At 44.3% G+C, this 15,031-nt stretch carries 12 protein-coding genes; 2 read left to right on the top strand and 10 right to left on the bottom strand.

The features are described 5' to 3' along the window. Nucleotides 1-8 precede the first annotated feature (8 nt). Nucleotides 9-1,541, bottom strand: coding sequence for a glycosyl hydrolase family 28-related protein (locus AA980_RS10775; protein ID WP_024026362.1), 1,533 nt, complete (start codon nucleotides 1,539-1,541; stop codon nucleotides 9-11). 114 nt (nucleotides 1,542-1,655) lie between these two features. Between AA980_RS10775 and AA980_RS25785 the strand changes: the two genes are divergently transcribed. Together AA980_RS25785 and AA980_RS10765 are read left to right on the top strand one after the other, a co-directional pair. After that, on the top strand, nucleotides 1,656-2,411 hold the full coding sequence (locus tag AA980_RS25785; protein WP_024026363.1) for a VOC family protein: 756 nt from the start codon (nucleotides 1,656-1,658) through the stop codon (nucleotides 2,409-2,411). Nucleotides 2,412-2,654: 243 nt separating this feature from the next. Further along, on the top strand, nucleotides 2,655-2,966 hold the full coding sequence (locus AA980_RS10765) for a DUF3892 domain-containing protein (protein WP_024026364.1): 312 nt from the start codon (nucleotides 2,655-2,657) through the stop codon (nucleotides 2,964-2,966). Nucleotides 2,967-3,099: 133 nt separating this feature from the next. On the opposite strand, the gene leuD is transcribed toward AA980_RS10765, so the two are convergent. From leuD to ilvE, 9 genes are all read right to left on the bottom strand, one after another. After that, nucleotides 3,100-3,684, bottom strand: coding sequence for a 3-isopropylmalate dehydratase small subunit (gene leuD / locus AA980_RS10760; RefSeq protein ID WP_024026365.1), 585 nt, complete (start codon nucleotides 3,682-3,684; stop codon nucleotides 3,100-3,102). 3 nt (nucleotides 3,685-3,687) lie between these two features. Beyond that, nucleotides 3,688-5,106, bottom strand: coding sequence for a 3-isopropylmalate dehydratase large subunit (leuC, locus tag AA980_RS10755; RefSeq protein ID WP_024026366.1), 1,419 nt, complete (start codon nucleotides 5,104-5,106; stop codon nucleotides 3,688-3,690). Nucleotides 5,107-5,332: 226 nt separating this feature from the next. After that, nucleotides 5,333-6,439, bottom strand: a complete 1,107-nt coding sequence (leuB, locus tag AA980_RS10750; RefSeq protein ID WP_024026367.1) for a 3-isopropylmalate dehydrogenase — start codon at nucleotides 6,437-6,439, stop codon at nucleotides 5,333-5,335. Nucleotides 6,440-6,564: 125 nt separating this feature from the next. Next, the gene (locus tag AA980_RS10745) at nucleotides 6,565-8,109 is read right to left on the bottom strand and encodes a 2-isopropylmalate synthase (RefSeq protein ID WP_024026368.1); all 1,545 of its coding nucleotides are present in this window, start codon (nucleotides 8,107-8,109) and stop codon (nucleotides 6,565-6,567) included. Then, nucleotides 8,096-9,127 carry a ketol-acid reductoisomerase gene (gene ilvC, locus AA980_RS10740; protein WP_024026369.1) on the bottom strand — a complete coding sequence of 344 codons (1,032 nt, stop codon included), beginning with the start codon at nucleotides 9,125-9,127 and terminating at the stop codon, nucleotides 8,096-8,098. Before ilvC ends, AA980_RS10745 begins: the two co-directional genes overlap by 14 nt. 26 nt (nucleotides 9,128-9,153) lie before the next feature. Continuing rightward, nucleotides 9,154-9,675, bottom strand: a complete 522-nt coding sequence (ilvN, locus tag AA980_RS10735; RefSeq protein ID WP_024026370.1) for an acetolactate synthase small subunit — start codon at nucleotides 9,673-9,675, stop codon at nucleotides 9,154-9,156. Next, nucleotides 9,672-11,402, bottom strand: coding sequence for an acetolactate synthase large subunit (gene ilvB / locus AA980_RS10730; protein WP_024026371.1), 1,731 nt, complete (start codon nucleotides 11,400-11,402; stop codon nucleotides 9,672-9,674). The genes ilvN and ilvB overlap by 4 nt, the downstream gene beginning before the upstream one ends. A gap of 594 nt (nucleotides 11,403-11,996) precedes the next feature. Further along, entirely contained in the window at nucleotides 11,997-13,667 is a 1,671-nt protein-coding gene (gene ilvD / locus AA980_RS10725; protein ID WP_024026372.1) for a dihydroxy-acid dehydratase, read from the bottom strand. An 11-nt stretch (nucleotides 13,668-13,678) separates the two neighbouring features. Next, nucleotides 13,679-14,587: a branched-chain-amino-acid transaminase gene (ilvE, locus tag AA980_RS10720; protein WP_047771565.1), complete on the bottom strand. Its 909-nt coding sequence runs from the start codon at nucleotides 14,585-14,587 to the stop codon at nucleotides 13,679-13,681. Nucleotides 14,588-15,031 lie beyond the last annotated feature (444 nt).

The following is a 15,031-nucleotide window of genomic DNA, read 5'->3' as shown; positions in this document are numbered from 1 at the left end:
GATTGACGCTATTTTTTGGTATCAATACTAATATCCTTGATGCCTGGCCCGACTTCAATTTTTTCAGATGAGCAATTTTGAATTTTTATAGAATCCGCCCGATTGGTGCCCCCAAAAACTTTTATTGCGGCACCGGATTTTATAAAATCTTTGAAAGAAATATGATTCAAAACCACATTCCTGGCCCGATACTGAACGGCAATCACGGGGTTCCCTTTGTAGTCATAATCGGAGTCACCAATCAAGGTGAAATGGTTAATGACAACATTTTTATAGGCGGAAACCACCATCCCGCGGGGTGGGGAATCTTTATATAAATCAGAAAAAATTGGGCCAATCGCAGCAAGATTTACAGCGCTAATATTGAAAGCTGTCTTCGATTCTGAATCAGTGCTTTTGTGATGGCCGATATGGCGGAAATTATAGGACCGGTTATCATTCACTGAAATATGGCCAACGATTGCGATGTTGGAAGCGGCAGAGGAATTTTGATGGGCCTTAATTTCCACCCCGCCAAAGCACCTTGCCGAAGAATTATTAACTAGCAAGACATCCCTTGAGCCATCATCAATTTCAAAACCATTAGAATTTGAAAAACCTTTCCGATGGGCACGGCCGCTTGTGTCGCACATATGGCAGCGAGAGATAAAGATATAATCGCTATGGTGGGTGGTAATTCCATCATCGCCGAAGCCATAACCAGTTAAGTTGTCGAGCCAAATATACTTGCTCCCGCCTCGGGCCAGATAACCGTCGCCTGCATAATTGTAAAGGGTCGACGAAATATCAAAACAGTGAAGCCCCGGATTTATTGCCTCGACATCTTTGACCCAGCCATATGTAACATTTGCGTAGGTCAAACAACTTGAATGATTGCCCCACGTACTTGTTTTTGCCACCTCGCAAAGCCTTTCCACATTCCAGTCCAAGGTCATCCCCTGAACGAAAAGATGGTGATTTCCACGGCAATGGTTTGAGTTGGTGATCAATCTAGTAGCTTTAACAGCCTGGTCATGCAGCCGAATCGTTGTGACTCCTTTTCCAGCTCCAACAAGCCAGATACAAGATGGCAGACGGATTCCCTTAACAATAAAGACACCCGGAGGTACAACCACCTTTACCAGTCCACGGCCGATTGCCTTTTTAAAAGCAGCTGTGGAGTCAGTTGTTCCGTCACCGATAGCACCAAAATCTGCAACATTCACTTCCTTTGTTATATTTGCCCTCAAACGGTCATATTCTCGATCCAGCTTGATTTTCCAATCAGGAATCACATTCCCTTCAGCATCCATAAAAATCCTCGTTGGTGCTAAAATCCGTGAACGTTTAGCTGAAAGACGGAATAAACCCTGCTGAATTTTTTCTGAAAAAGAAAGCGGATGCTCTTTTACAGTGATTGATGAACTTGGATTCTTGCAGCATTGCACAAATAATTGTTCTGTTTCTTGGAGTACCTGTTTCATATCAAGACGTTTTCCTGTAATTTGAGCAAGCAACTCTTTATTTTTCCGAGGGTCATGGGTTTTATCGTAAGTAGTCATTTCCATTCACTCCCAAAGTATCCTGTTACGACCTATTATAGCCTGTTGAACGATTAAAGGAAAAAGTACCCGTTTTGTCGAAGTTTATGTAATGGTTAAAGCAGTTTCTACTATATGCTGAGATTAAAAGTAATTAGGAAGTGGGGTTGGAAATATGGAAACACGATTAAAATGTTTGTCATTGCAGCAAGAGAAGGAAATCTAGCAAAAAATTTTTACGAAAGTCTGTTTAATTGGAAGGTCACCGATGTTGGGCCATTAATGCAAATTTCTGGTGCAGGCTTAAGCGGTCATATTTTAAAATGGCCGCATAAAGACCACCCGACCCATGTGAGTGTTTATATTAATGTCGACAATATCCAGGAATGTTTGGTAAAGGTCGAGGAAATGGGCGGGACAGTGATCCTCCCAGAAATGTCGGTTCCAACAGGCGGTTCGATTGCCCAATTCGTCGACCCAGACGGGATTATTATTGGTGCCTATCAAGGCACTACCCATAGCGAGAGCCAAAGCAAAGCTGATATTGATTTTAATCAAATTGGTTTCTTCGAAATTGCAGCCAGAGAAGGGCATCGTTCTCAAAGGTTTTATGAAGTGGTTTTCAATTGGCGGATTTCTGATGATGGCCCAATCATGAGTATTTCAGAAGAAGATGCTGGGTTAGCCGGCCACCTTTTCAATTGGACATATGAGGAACCACCTTATTTGACACTTTATATTAGAGTAGAGAACATGTCAGCGTATATAGAAAAAGTACCCCAGCTGGGCGGCAAAGTGATTATACCTGAAACGGAAATTCCTAGCGGCGGCACATTTGCCCAATTCCTTGACCTTGATGGAAATGCGATTGGTATTTATAGCGGGAGATAATTAGTAAAAGAGGTGTTAAAAAAGAGGTGTCAAAAAAGAGGTGTCAGGCACCGCTCGTGGACAAATGTCCTCTCGGAGTGGACGCATATTTTTCCAAATATCCATTTATTTAGTGAAAATTTCGATAAAGTGAAGGTCCGTCCATTTTGTTGTATGGAGGGCTTTTGTTTTTGAGTTTGTTCAGACCACGGATAATTTTTTCAAATAGAAAAATACTAACAAATGTTCGGAGGTGGACATTTAATGGAACAGGATTTTGAAAAAATATACGAACAGTACAAGGAGCAAAGTGAGCAGCAGGCCCAAATGGAAGCGAATCAACCAAATAGGGATGAAAAAGAAGCATTCGTCGCGGTCAGGAAAAACAATGATGGCGATCTTATTGCATTTAAGACAAATACAGGGCGGGAGCTGGATTATATAACGGCACTAGAGGAAGCAAAGCAAGGAAGGATTGCCAATATCGATGTTTTCCATAAGTACGGGAGAGACATCATCCGGAGTGAACCGGATGGGATTAAGGAAAATAATCTTGATCATTTACCTGAATTCTAATGAGCACCTAGGTAATGAAAAAGAGCTTAGGGATAGTCTAGTTTTTTCAGAATAGCTAAATTTCAGGACAAAAACACATGGCGAAATCATGAAAAGCCATGTGTTTTTGTGCATTATTTGCTTATCAATTTGCTTAATTTTGGGTAAGTTCGTATTGCTTGATTTTTTCCTCGTTACCTAAGGTAACACTAATTTCATCCCAGCCGTTAAGGAGCATTTGTTTCGAGTATGGTGCAATCTCGAATTTTATTTCAAAGCCCTCATGATCAAAAACTATTTGTTCCTCGAGGTTCACGGTTAATGTGTACTTCTCGGATTCGGCTTTTTTCATAATTGCTTGGACTTGTTCTTCACTAACTTGAATTGCAAGAATGCCATTTTTCACGCAGTTGTTTTTAAAAATATCGGCATAGCTAGGGGCGATAATGACTTTGAATCCAAAATCCTGAACAGCCCAGGGAGCATGTTCACGAGAGGAGCCGCAGCCAAAGTTTTTGCCAGCTACTAAAATGGATGCGTTTTTATATTTTGAATCATTCAACGGAAAATTGGGACGCGGCTTCCCATTGTCGTCAAAACGCCAGTGGTAAAATAAAAATTGCCCAAAGCCGGTGCGTTCGATTCGCTTTAAGAACTGTTTCGGAATAATTTGATCAGTGTCGACATTGGTCAGGTTTAACGGACAAACAATGCCTTGGTGAGTACGTAAAGGTTCCATTAATTAACCAACCTCCTGTGCCGTGAACTGACGAACATCAACAAAGTGACCAGCAACCGCAGCTGCCGCAGCCATTTCCGGACTGACAAGATGGGTGCGTGCTCCGTTTCCTTGACGACCCTCAAAGTTACGGTTTGAAGTGGACGCACAGCGCTCGCCAGCAGGGACGATATCATCATTCATCCCCAGGCACATACTGCATCCGGCCTCGCGCCATTCAAACCCAGCTTCTTTAAATACCTGATCTAAACCCTCTTTTTCGGCCGAGAGCTTGACACTATATGATCCAGGAACGACAATAGCTTGCACAGTAGGGCTAACCTTCCGGCCCCGAACGACCGCGGCTGCTTTACGTAAGTCACTTAAACGTGAATTTGTACACGAGCCGATGAACACATGATCAATTTTTACAGAAGAAATCAGTTGTCCGGCTTCAAGTCCCATATAGGAGAGCGCCCTGCTGATTTCATCCCTCTCGTTCGGCTTTTCTTTTTCGGCCGGATTCGGAACGGCTGCTGTAATCGGGATACACATGCCTGGATTCGTTCCCCAGGTCACCTGAGGCTCGACTTCAGCTGCATCGATTTCAACGACTGCGTCGTAGGCGGCACCTTCATCAGTAGCTAGGGCGCGCCACTTTGCAACTGCTTTGTCGAACGCTTCACCTTGTGGGACATGACGTCTTCCTCTTAAGTATTCAAATGTAGTTTCATCTGGAGTGATGAGTCCTGCTCTGGCGCCGGCTTCAATTGACATGTTACAAACGGTCATCCGCTCTTCCATTGATAGGGCGCGAATCGCTTCACCTGTGTATTCCATCACATAACCGGTTCCAAATTGCACTCCAAATTTCCCAATAATCGCTAAGATTAAGTCTTTAGCGGTAACGCCTGTCCCAAGCATGCCATTTATTTTGACGTTTAGCGTTTTTGGCGGTGCCTGCCATAGTGTTTGCGTAGCAAGGACATGCTCAACTTCACTTGTTCCGATTCCGAAAGCGAGTGCTCCGAATGCCCCATGTGTTGAGGTATGACTATCACCGCAGACAATCGTTTTTCCCGGTTGGGTTAGGCCAAGTTCTGGGCCAATCACATGGACAATCCCGTTATCCGGGTGGTGAATATCAGCTAATGTTACACCGAATTCTTGACAATTTTGTTGCAAGGTATCGATTTGTTTTTTCGAAATAGGATCATTGATGACCAGACGCTGGCGGGTTGGCACATTGTGATCCATCGTCGCGAAGGTAAGGTCCGGGCGGCGAACCTTCCGCATGGTCATTCGAAGGCCCTCAAATGCTTGAGGAGAGGTCACTTCGTGAACGAGATGCAAATCAATATAAAGTAAATCCGGCTTGCCTTCTTCTTGATGCACAACATGCTGTTCCCAAATTTTTTGAATAATCGTTTTTGGTGTCTGCATAGCTTCCTTCCTCACGTTTATAAATTTAATAGATAAGCAGCTTTACTGGCGGGTCCCCTAAGTTTACTGGCGGAATCCCCGACTTTACTGGCGGCAAATCTGACTTTATTGGCGCAAATTTAGCTTTACTGGCGGAATCCCAAACTTTACTGGCGCCCCTCGAATTCACTAATATAAATGGGAAGCCGCTGGGACAATTCTGCCAAGCGGTCCACCACTTAATCACTTAAAAATAACAACTTGCGATACACTTAGAAGCAGTTTGCGTTTTAATAAAATCAACAATCAGCTTTGTCATTTCCGTAGTGCCTACCTGGCGGCCATTTTCAACCCGGAGGTCAGCGGTATGGAAGCCGGCATCAAGCGCACCTTGGGCGGCATCTTCTATCATTTTTGCCTCATCATTCAATCCAAAGGAATATCTTAGCATCAGTGCAGCTGAGAGAATCATCGCTACTGGATTGGCAACACCTTTGCCGGCGATGTCAGGCGCTGAACCGTGGACTGGTTCGTATAGACCGACCCCCGACTCATTTAAGCTGGCAGAAGGGAGCAAACCTAGTGAACCTGTTAACACTGAAGCTTCATCGCTTAAAATATCGCCAAACATATTCTCGGTGACAATGACATCGAAATGAGTTGGATTCGTAATTAGCTTCATAGCAGCAGCATCGACCAAAACATGTTCAACCGCTACATCTGGATACTTAGCCTTTTTTTCTTCAACAATTTCCCTCCATAGCTTGCTGGATTCCAGCACATTCGCCTTATCAACAGAAGTAAGACGGCCACGGCGGCTTTGAGCAGCCTCAAAAGCTTTGTCAACAATTCTCTCAATCTCACAACGGGTATAAGCAAGCGTATCAACCACCGACTGACCATTATCCCGGCGTTCACTTGGAGTTCCAAAATAAAGTCCGCCCGTTAATTCACGTACAATAAGGAGGTCGCTTCCTGAAATGACTTCTTCCTTTAACGGCGAAGCATGGAGCAAGTTCTTGAATCCTTTAATCGGTCTTAAGTTGGCATATAAGTCAAGTGCTTTGCGAATCCCAAGTAAGCCGCGTTCAGGGCGTAGGTGAGAGGGGTTTTGATCCCACTTAGGCCCGCCGACAGCCCCAAGTAATACAGCATCGGCATGCTTACAGGCATCAACAGTTGATTCTGGCAGAGGAGTGCCATAAAGGTCAATGGCTGCTCCTCCGATTTCATGAGTCTCGAAACTAAACGAGTGATTAAATTCTTCAGCAATTGCGTTTAATACATCCTTGGCAGATTCAATAACTTCCTTGCCGATCCCATCACCGGGAAGTAAGACAATATGCTTTTTCACTAGAAGCAACCTCCTTATTTATTAAAAAAATATGTTGGTGCCTGACACTGTTTGGAAAAAACATCCAAAAGGTGCCTCCAAAAGGTGCCTGACACCATTTTACAAAAATTACTAAAACCTAAATTCTATAGTGCTGCTGGTTGTTTCACCATCGCTGTTTGGTTAAAGAATACTCGGTTTACGGCGTTTAGGAATGCTTTTCCTGATGCTTCCAATACGTCTTGTGCGGAGCCGCGGCCGCTGACGTCAGTTCCGTTCACGGTCATTTTGACATGGACCTCTGCAAGAGCATCGCGGCCGCGCCCGACTGAACTTAGGTTAAAATCAGTCAAATGAATTTCTTCTTTAATAAGTGCCTCTAAAGTGTTATATAGTGCTTCAACACTTCCGCTGCCTGTACGAGCAGTTTCCACATGGACCCCCTCAGGTGTGGTCAGGGCGACAGTTGCCGTCGGGAGGTTCGCAGAGCCATACTGAACCTGGAAAGCAACAAGCTCGTATTTTTTCACATCGACAGCGGCAGTTTGAATATCGATCAAAATCGTAAACAAGTCTTCGTCGGTTACTTCTTTTTTCCGGTCTGTTAACTGCTTAAATGATTGGAACGCTTCATTTAATTTCTCAGAAGATAACTCAAAGCCCATTTGCTCAATTTTATCCTTGAAGGCATGCCGGCCTGAGTGCTTTCCGAGGACAAGGTCATTGGAACTGACGCCGACTAATTCCGGCGTAATAATTTCATAAGTTAAGGTATTTTTAAGCACTCCATCTTGGTGAATCCCGGATTCATGGGCAAAGGCATTCTTCCCGACAACTGCCTTATTAGCAGGGACCTTCATCCCGGTGAAGCGGCTTACCAAGTCACTAGTACGTTTAATTTCTTTTAAAACTAGATTCGTAGTGTAAGGATATTTATCTTTGCGAATATTTAAAGCGACGGCAATTTCTTCCAAGGAGGCGTTGCCGGCCCGTTCGCCGATTCCATTAATCGTACCCTCCACTTGAGTAACGCCGTTTTCGATTGCTGCCAGTGAATTGGCTACGGCCATACCGAGGTCATCATGGCAATGACAGGATAATGCGGCTTTATGAATATTTGGGACGTTTTCCCGCACGTAGCGGAACATCCGTCCATATTCTTCAGGCGTTGTATAACCGACTGTATCCGGCAAATTGATGACAGTTGCCCCGGCATCTATAACTTTGGTAATGATTTGAACGAGAAAATCAAGGTCAGACCGGGAAGCATCCTCTGCTGACCATTCAACATGCGGGAACTTTTTTCTTGCATAAGAAACCATGTCGACGGCTATTTGCGAGACTTCCTCAGGTGTTTTCAATAGTTTATATTTCATATGGATAGGGGAGGTGGCCAGGAAAACATGTAATCTTGGTTCTGCTGCATCTTTTAACGCATCCCACGCAATGTCAATGTCCGATTGCGTTGCTCGTGCCAATCCTGTGACAGAAGCATTCTTGATCGTCCGAGCAATCGCTCTTACTGCTTCGAAATCCCCTTGGGAGGAAGCCGGGAAGCCGGCCTCCATAATATCAACGCCAAACCGTTCGAGCTGTCTGGCAATTTCCAATTTTTCCAGCTGGTTTAAATTAACACCAGGGGACTGCTCACCATCGCGTAAAGTTGTATCAAAGATGTTAACGTGAACCATGGACCACCACTTCTTTCTTTGCATTTACTGGTTTTTTAATAAATGGCATTAACGCGCGAAGCTCGCGGCCGACTACCTCAATCTGATGATTGTTTTCACTGCGGTTAATGGCATTAAACTGTGGACGGTTTGCTTGGTTTTCTAAAATCCAGCCTTTTGCGAATGCGCCAGTTTGGATATCTTTTAAAATATCTTTCATGCGCGCTTTTGTATCTTCGTTGACAACACGCGGTCCGGAAACGAAATCGCCCCATTGAGCTGTATCAGAGATAGAGTAGCGCATGTTTTCTAAACCGCCTTCGTATAAAAGGTCAACGATTAGCTTCAATTCATGTAAACACTCGAAGTATGCAACTTCAGGCTGGTAGCCAGCTTCAACAAGTGTTTCAAATCCGGCTTTGATAAGGGCAGTAGTTCCGCCGCAAAGAACAGCTTGTTCTCCGAATAAATCTGTTTCAGTTTCTTCTTGGAAAGTGGTTTCCAATACGCCGGCACGGGCTGCACCAATCCCTTTCGCATAGGCTAGAGCAACATCGCGTGCTTGGCCGCTATAATCTTGATAAACCGCATAAAGGGCAGGTACTCCAGCGCCTTCAGTATAGGTGCGGCGAACCAAATGTCCCGGTCCTTTTGGTGCCACAAGGAATACGTCAACATCAGCAGGTGGTACAATTTGGCTAAAATGAATGTTGAAGCCATGGGCAAAAACAAGGGCATTACCAGCTTCCAGATTTGGTTTAATGCTTTCTTCATACACCTTTGGCTGCATCTCGTCAGGAAGGAGGACCATTACCACATCGGCTTCGGCTGTTGCCTCGGCTACTGAACGAACATCAACACCATCTTCAACTGCCTTATCCCAAGATTTCCCGCCGCGTAATCCAACCACGACATCAAAGCCGCTTTCCTTTAAGTTAAGAGCGTGGGCATGGCCTTGTGAACCATAGCCGATAACTGCGATTTTTTTCCCTTGTAAAACTTCCTCTTGAATATCTCCGTTATAAAGTACTTTTACCATTATTGATCATCCTTTCAAGAATATGATTATTTTATTAGTGAATAAGTTGCTAGTTCGTTAACCTGTGGCTGGTAGCCGCGTAAAAAGGCGGTAAGTCCTGTTCGAGCAATTTCTTTAATTCCATAAGGGCGCAAGAGTTCGATTAAGGCATCAATTTTTTCCGGCCGGCCAGTGATTTGGACGGCTAAGCTTTCCTTGCTGACGTCAATAATCGAAGCACGGAATGGATCAATAATGCCATTGATTTCGCTCCGAAGATGTGAGCTGCTTGCCACTTTGATGAGTGCCAGTTCTCTGACGACAATCGCCTTATCGGTAATATCGGAAACTTTTAACACATCAATTTGCTTGTTTAGTTGTTTTGTTACCTGTTCGAGGCGCTGCTCATCTTCAATCTCAACAACAAGGGTCATTTTTGAAATTCCCTCTGTTTCTGTCGGACCGACGGAGATACTTTCAATGTTAAATTGCCGTCGCTGCAGGAGACCGGTGACACGATTGAGAACACCGCTGCGGTCCTGGACTGTTAAGGTTATAATTCGTTTCATGAAGGTTTCACCCCAATCATTTCATGGATTCCTTTACCAGGAGCAATCATTGGAAATACTTTTTCCTGCTGCCGCACGCGGCAATCAACAAGTACAGGGCCATCATGGGCAAACAGTTCAGGCAGAAAGGTAATGAGGTCCTCCTGGTTGTCAATTTTCATTCCGCGAATCCCATAGCTTTCAGCGAGCTTCACAAAATCAGGCTGGGTATGAAGAATCGATTCGGAAATCCGGTTGCCGTGCAGTAATTCCTGCCACTGCCGAACCATTCCGAGTGCACCGTTGTTGACGATGATAATCTTGACTGGCAGGTTTCGTTCGTAAATGACGGATAGTTCTTGCAATGTCATTTGGAAACCGCCGTCGCCGACAATCGCGACAACTGTACTTTCAGGCGATGCAATTTGTGCCCCAATCGCAGCTGGGAAGCCGAAACCCATTGTTCCAAGACCTCCTGATGTAATCCAGCGATGAGGCTCTTTAAAGGTGTAGTACTGGGCAGCCCACATTTGATGCTGGCCAACATCTGTTGTGACAATTGCCTCTCCGTTGGTGACTTTATGAACTGCTTCAATCAACCACTGTGGACACATTCCGTCTGGTTCGTGTTTATACCAAAGTGGATATTCTTGTTTATATTGATGGAGCGTTTCCAGCCATGCTTTGTTTTCGGGTGATTCCGCTGTTTGAACGATTAATTCAACTAATGCCTCTTTTGCATCCGATACAATCGGTATTTGGGTTGGTACATTTTTACCAATTTCTGCCGGGTCGATATCGATGTGGGCAACCTTCGCATGAGGAGCAAAGTGTTTAAGATTGCCTGTTAACCTGTCATCGAACCGGGCACCAATATTGATGAGTAAGTCAGTTTCATATAAAGCTATATTTGCTGCGTAGGTTCCATGCATGCCGCCCATCCCTAGCGAGAGCGGGCTATCTGCCGGAAAGGCGCCAAGTCCTAATAATGTTGTCACGACCGGAAGCTGATGTTTTTCGGCAAAAGCAGTTAATTCTCTTGAAGCTTTTCCATGGAGTACGCCAGCTCCTGCCAGTATGACGGGCTTTTTTGCCTTAGCAACCGAATCCGCCAGTTTTTTAATCTGCAATGGATTTGGTTTTGTTGTTGGCTGGTACCCTGGTAAATCGATACATGCCTTTTCAGGTTCCTCAACTAGAACTCCCGCCGAAATGTCTTTTGGAATGTCGACTAATACTGGTCCAGGCCGGCCGGTAGAAGCAATATGAAAAGCTTCCTTCACAATCCTTGGCAAGTCAGAAATGGATTGCACCTGATAATTATGTTTGGTGATTGGCGTCGTTATCGCCATCACATCAGCTTCCTGGAAGGCATCTGTGCCAATGACGCTGCGTGCAACCTGTCCGGTGAAAACCACGAGCGGTAAGGAATCCATCATCGCATCTGTAATTCCAGTAACCAAGTTTGTAGCACCAGGTCCTGAAGTAGCAATCACTACACCAGGCTTGCCGGTAATCCGGGCATATCCCTCGGCAGCATGGATCATTCCTTGCTCGTGACGGAAAAGAATGTGTTTAATGGTGCCCTGGGCCCGATAGATTGCGTCGTAAATTGGCAGGACAGCACCTCCAGGATACCCAAATAATGTGTCAACACCTTCATTTTTTAATAGGTCAATGAGAAGGTCTGCACCTGTTTTAGGTGCGATACTGGTTTGGAATTCCAGCTGTTTTGCTTCAACTTTCACGTCACAATCCCTCCTTGTGGATAATTGAATATTTAAAAAATTAAGCGTGTGACTTTGTTTTAAATACATAGTAAAAAAGGCCTTTTCGTCCCCGAATAAACTGCAATCTAGAACATCTAAGCAGAATAATCGGGGAGAAAAGGCCTTCTTTTTCTCGGTACCACCCGGTTTTACAGTATCCTTACGAATACTGCCTTATGAAGCGACAACTAAATTAAAAAACGCTTCTTTTGGTAACAGGTGATCGGTTAAGAGCACCCGATTGAGCCTACTAAAGTAAAAACCGTTCAGCTCAACACTCAGGGATGATGTCGGAATAAGTTGTATTACTGGGCTTCCAGCAACCCCAGCTCTCTGAAAATACGATTTCTTATTCCTTTATTCCCGTCATCGATTTTTTTATTAAAATGTCCGTTTGATTAGCACCTTAACTTCTTAGGAAGGGGAGGGGTACTAGTGAATCCCTGTATTTACAAATTGGACTTTTCGCTAGTAAAAAGAGTTTATCCGCCAGTAAAAGCATGTAACGCGCCAGTAAAAACCTGTTATCCGCCAGTAATCAAATAGCAGAGCGGCTAATATAAAATTAAATGTTTATATTTTCATTACCCCGCCAGTATTAGCGGAAGTAACAAGCTTTGCATATTTTGCGAGATAGCCAGATTTAATTTTTGGCTCCGGCTGCACCCATAAGCGGCGTCGCTCAGCCAATTCTTCCTCATCGACGAGAAGTTCGATAGAACGGCCCTCAAGGTCAATTAAGATTTTGTCACCGTTTTGAACAAAGGCGATCGGTCCGCCTTCAGCGGCTTCCGGTGAAATGTGTCCAACAGAGATTCCTCGGCTTGCGCCGGAGAACCTCCCGTCTGTAATCAACGCCACTTCTTTATCTAAACCGCGCCCAGCTATCGCTGAGGTTGGGGCAAGCATTTCCGGCATTCCTGGTCCGCCTTTAGGACCTTCATAGCGGATCACGACAACGTGCCCTGACTTAACGGTACCGTTATTAATGTTTTCCTGTGCCGCGTCCTGAGATTCGAACACAATCGCTTCACCCAGGAAGGTTTTAATTGAAGGGTCAACCGCGCCGACCTTGATAACGCCGCCATCCGGAGCAATGTTTCCATACAGGATTGATAACCCGCCAACTGGGCTATATGGATTGTCTTTCGGGCGAATAACCTGTTCATTAAGGATTGTTGCATCCTTCACATTTTCTGCTAGCGTTTTTCCGGTAATCGATAGGCAATCCTGATGAAGTGCACCATCAACTTTACAAAGCTCATTTAATATGGCACTAACGCCGCCAGCCTTATGGACATCATCCATCGAATAATCTGATGCTGGCATAATTTTGGCTAAATAAGGAACTTTTTCAGCAATTTTATTAATATCCTGTAAATCATAGTCAATTCCGGCCTCGTGGGCGATCGCCAAAGTATGTAGCACAGTGTTGGTAGATCCACCCATGGCCATATCTAAAGCAAAGGCATTATCAATGGCTTCTCTAGTAATAATGTCACGCGGACGAATATCTTTTTTCACTAAATCAATTAAATGACGAGCTGCTTGACGTATCAATTCGTGTCTTTCTTCTGAAGTGGCAACGATTGTGCCGTTACCGGGAACTGTCATTCCCAAAACCTCCATCAGACAGTTCATCGAGTTGGCTGTAAACATCCCAGAACAGGAACCGCAAGTAGGGCATGCCTGAGTTTCGATTTCAAGCAGCTGCTGCTGACTAATCGTGCCGTTATGGTATGCACCAACTCCTTCAAATACTGATGTGAGAGAGAGGTTCTTTCCAGTAGATGAAGAAACGCCTGCCTCCATTGGCCCGCCTGAAACAAATACCGAAGGAACATTGGTTCTAGCTGCGGCCATCAGCATTCCTGGTGTAATCTTGTCACAGTTCGGAATATAAAATACACCATCGAACCAGTGGGCGTTGATAACCGTTTCGGCACTGTCGGCGATAATTTCACGGCTAGGCAGCGAGTAACGCATACCGATATGCCCCATTGCAATGCCATCATCAACGCCAATCGTATTAAACTCGAACGGAATGCCGCCGGCTTCACGGATGGCCTCTTTGACAATCTCACCGAAATGATTAAGGTGTTTGTGCCCAGGAATAATTTCAATAAACGAGTTGCAAACACCGATAAACGGTTTTTCTAAATCTTTCACGGTTACCCCGGTTGCGTATAATAGGCTGCGGTGGGGGGCTCGATCAATCCCCTTTTTAATCATATCGCTTCGCATTTATCTATCTCCTAACTTACAACGGCATGGTTTGTACTAGCTGGATAACAAGCCACTCCGTCAGTTGTTACAATTTTTCTAAATTCTTCTAAAAGGTCGTTGGTTACGGCTCCCGGTTTTCCGTCTTGAATGACACGGGCGTCTACCTCAATAACAGCAATGACCTCCACTGCAGTTCCGGTTAAGAAAACCTCATCAGCAACATATACATCATGTCTTGTAAACGGCGATTCTTGAACCTCATAGCCCTTGGCCTTGGCCACATCAATAATGGCATTACGAGTAATTCCTTCTAATGCGCCTAAGTAAACAGGCGGGGTATAGACAACTCCATTTTTCACAATGAAGATATTGTCAGCTGAACCTTCTGTTACATAGCCCTGGTCGTTCAGCATAAGCGCTTCTTCGACTCCGGCTTGATTGGCTTCTAATTTAACCAAAATATTATTTAAATAATTTAGCGACTTTATCTGAGGGCTTAGAACATCTGGACGATTCCTGCGGCTTGCGACCGAGGCAATCTTGATGCCGCGTTCGTAAAACTCCTTCGGATACATCGTCAATTCCTCAGCAATAATGATGACATTTGGTATTGAGCAGGAAGAAGGGTCCAGGCCGAGATTTCCTTTACCGCGGGAAACAACGACACGAATATAGGCGCTTTCCAGCTGGTTTTTTCTGACCGTTTCCACGATTAATTGCGTCATTTCTGCTTGTGTGTATGGAATCTTCAGCATAATGGATTGTGCTGATTCAAATAGTCTTTTCAGGTGTGCATCGAGCCTAAAGACGTTTCCGCTGTAGACGCGAATACCTTCAAAGACTCCATCACCATATAAAAAACCATGATCAAAAACTGATACGACAGCATCCTCTTTCTTGACGAACTCGCCGCCAAGGAAAATCCATTGACTTCCCAACCTAACCACTCCTCTTTAATGTTAAAACGCTTTAAATGATTAAACCTAAATTTTAAAAAGAATTGCCTTGCCCCATCCCGCACTAATATGGCGGTGATGACCGAAGACAGTGTTTCTTATAGATGATTATTTTCGATAATCATACAACCATTTGAAGACATGGTCAATAATAAAATCAGATAATTCAAATTAGTCAAAATAATTGGTAGCGTTTTCATTCGTGCCCTCATAAGGTTAAGGGGGTAAAAAAATTTTTTAAAAATATTCAAAAAATCATAAAAAAACCTCACACTTTAAAAAAGGGGAGGAAGAATCCTTTATTTTATCCATCAGAATTAGATAGCCCTATTCACATGAGACCAAGTAATCCCATTCTTGTAAACAGGAAGGCTACATTGAAAATAAAATAGGGAGAATGTTTTGGACAAGGTCAACGTATTATAG

Source organism: Neobacillus vireti (genome assembly GCF_001026695.1).
GTDB classification, from domain to species: Bacteria; Bacillota; Bacilli; order Bacillales; family Cytobacillaceae; genus Neobacillus; species Neobacillus vireti.
This window is presented reverse-complemented; position numbering and strand designations above follow the sequence as displayed.

Excerpts from the sequence above, each read along its gene's own strand:
- AA980_RS10775 (WP_024026362.1), bottom strand. The coding sequence starts at position 1,541 with ATGACTACTTACGATAAAACCCATGACCCTCGGAAAAATAAAGAGTTG.
- AA980_RS25785 (WP_024026363.1), top strand. The coding sequence starts at position 1,656 with ATGCTGAGATTAAAAGTAATTAGGAAGTGGGGTTGGAAATATGGAAAC.
- AA980_RS10765 (WP_024026364.1), top strand. The coding sequence starts at position 2,655 with ATGGAACAGGATTTTGAAAAAATATACGAACAGTACAAGGAGCAAAGT.
- leuD (WP_024026365.1), bottom strand. The coding sequence starts at position 3,684 with ATGGAACCTTTACGTACTCACCAAGGCATTGTTTGTCCGTTAAACCTG.
- leuC (WP_024026366.1), bottom strand. The coding sequence starts at position 5,106 with ATGCAGACACCAAAAACGATTATTCAAAAAATTTGGGAACAGCATGTT.
- AA980_RS10745 (WP_024026368.1), bottom strand. The coding sequence starts at position 8,109 with ATGGTTCACGTTAACATCTTTGATACAACTTTACGCGATGGTGAGCAG.
- ilvC (WP_024026369.1), bottom strand. The coding sequence starts at position 9,127 with ATGGTAAAAGTACTTTATAACGGAGATATTCAAGAGGAAGTTTTACAA.
- ilvN (WP_024026370.1), bottom strand. The coding sequence starts at position 9,675 with ATGAAACGAATTATAACCTTAACAGTCCAGGACCGCAGCGGTGTTCTC.
- ilvD (WP_024026372.1), bottom strand. The coding sequence starts at position 13,667 with ATGCGAAGCGATATGATTAAAAAGGGGATTGATCGAGCCCCCCACCGC.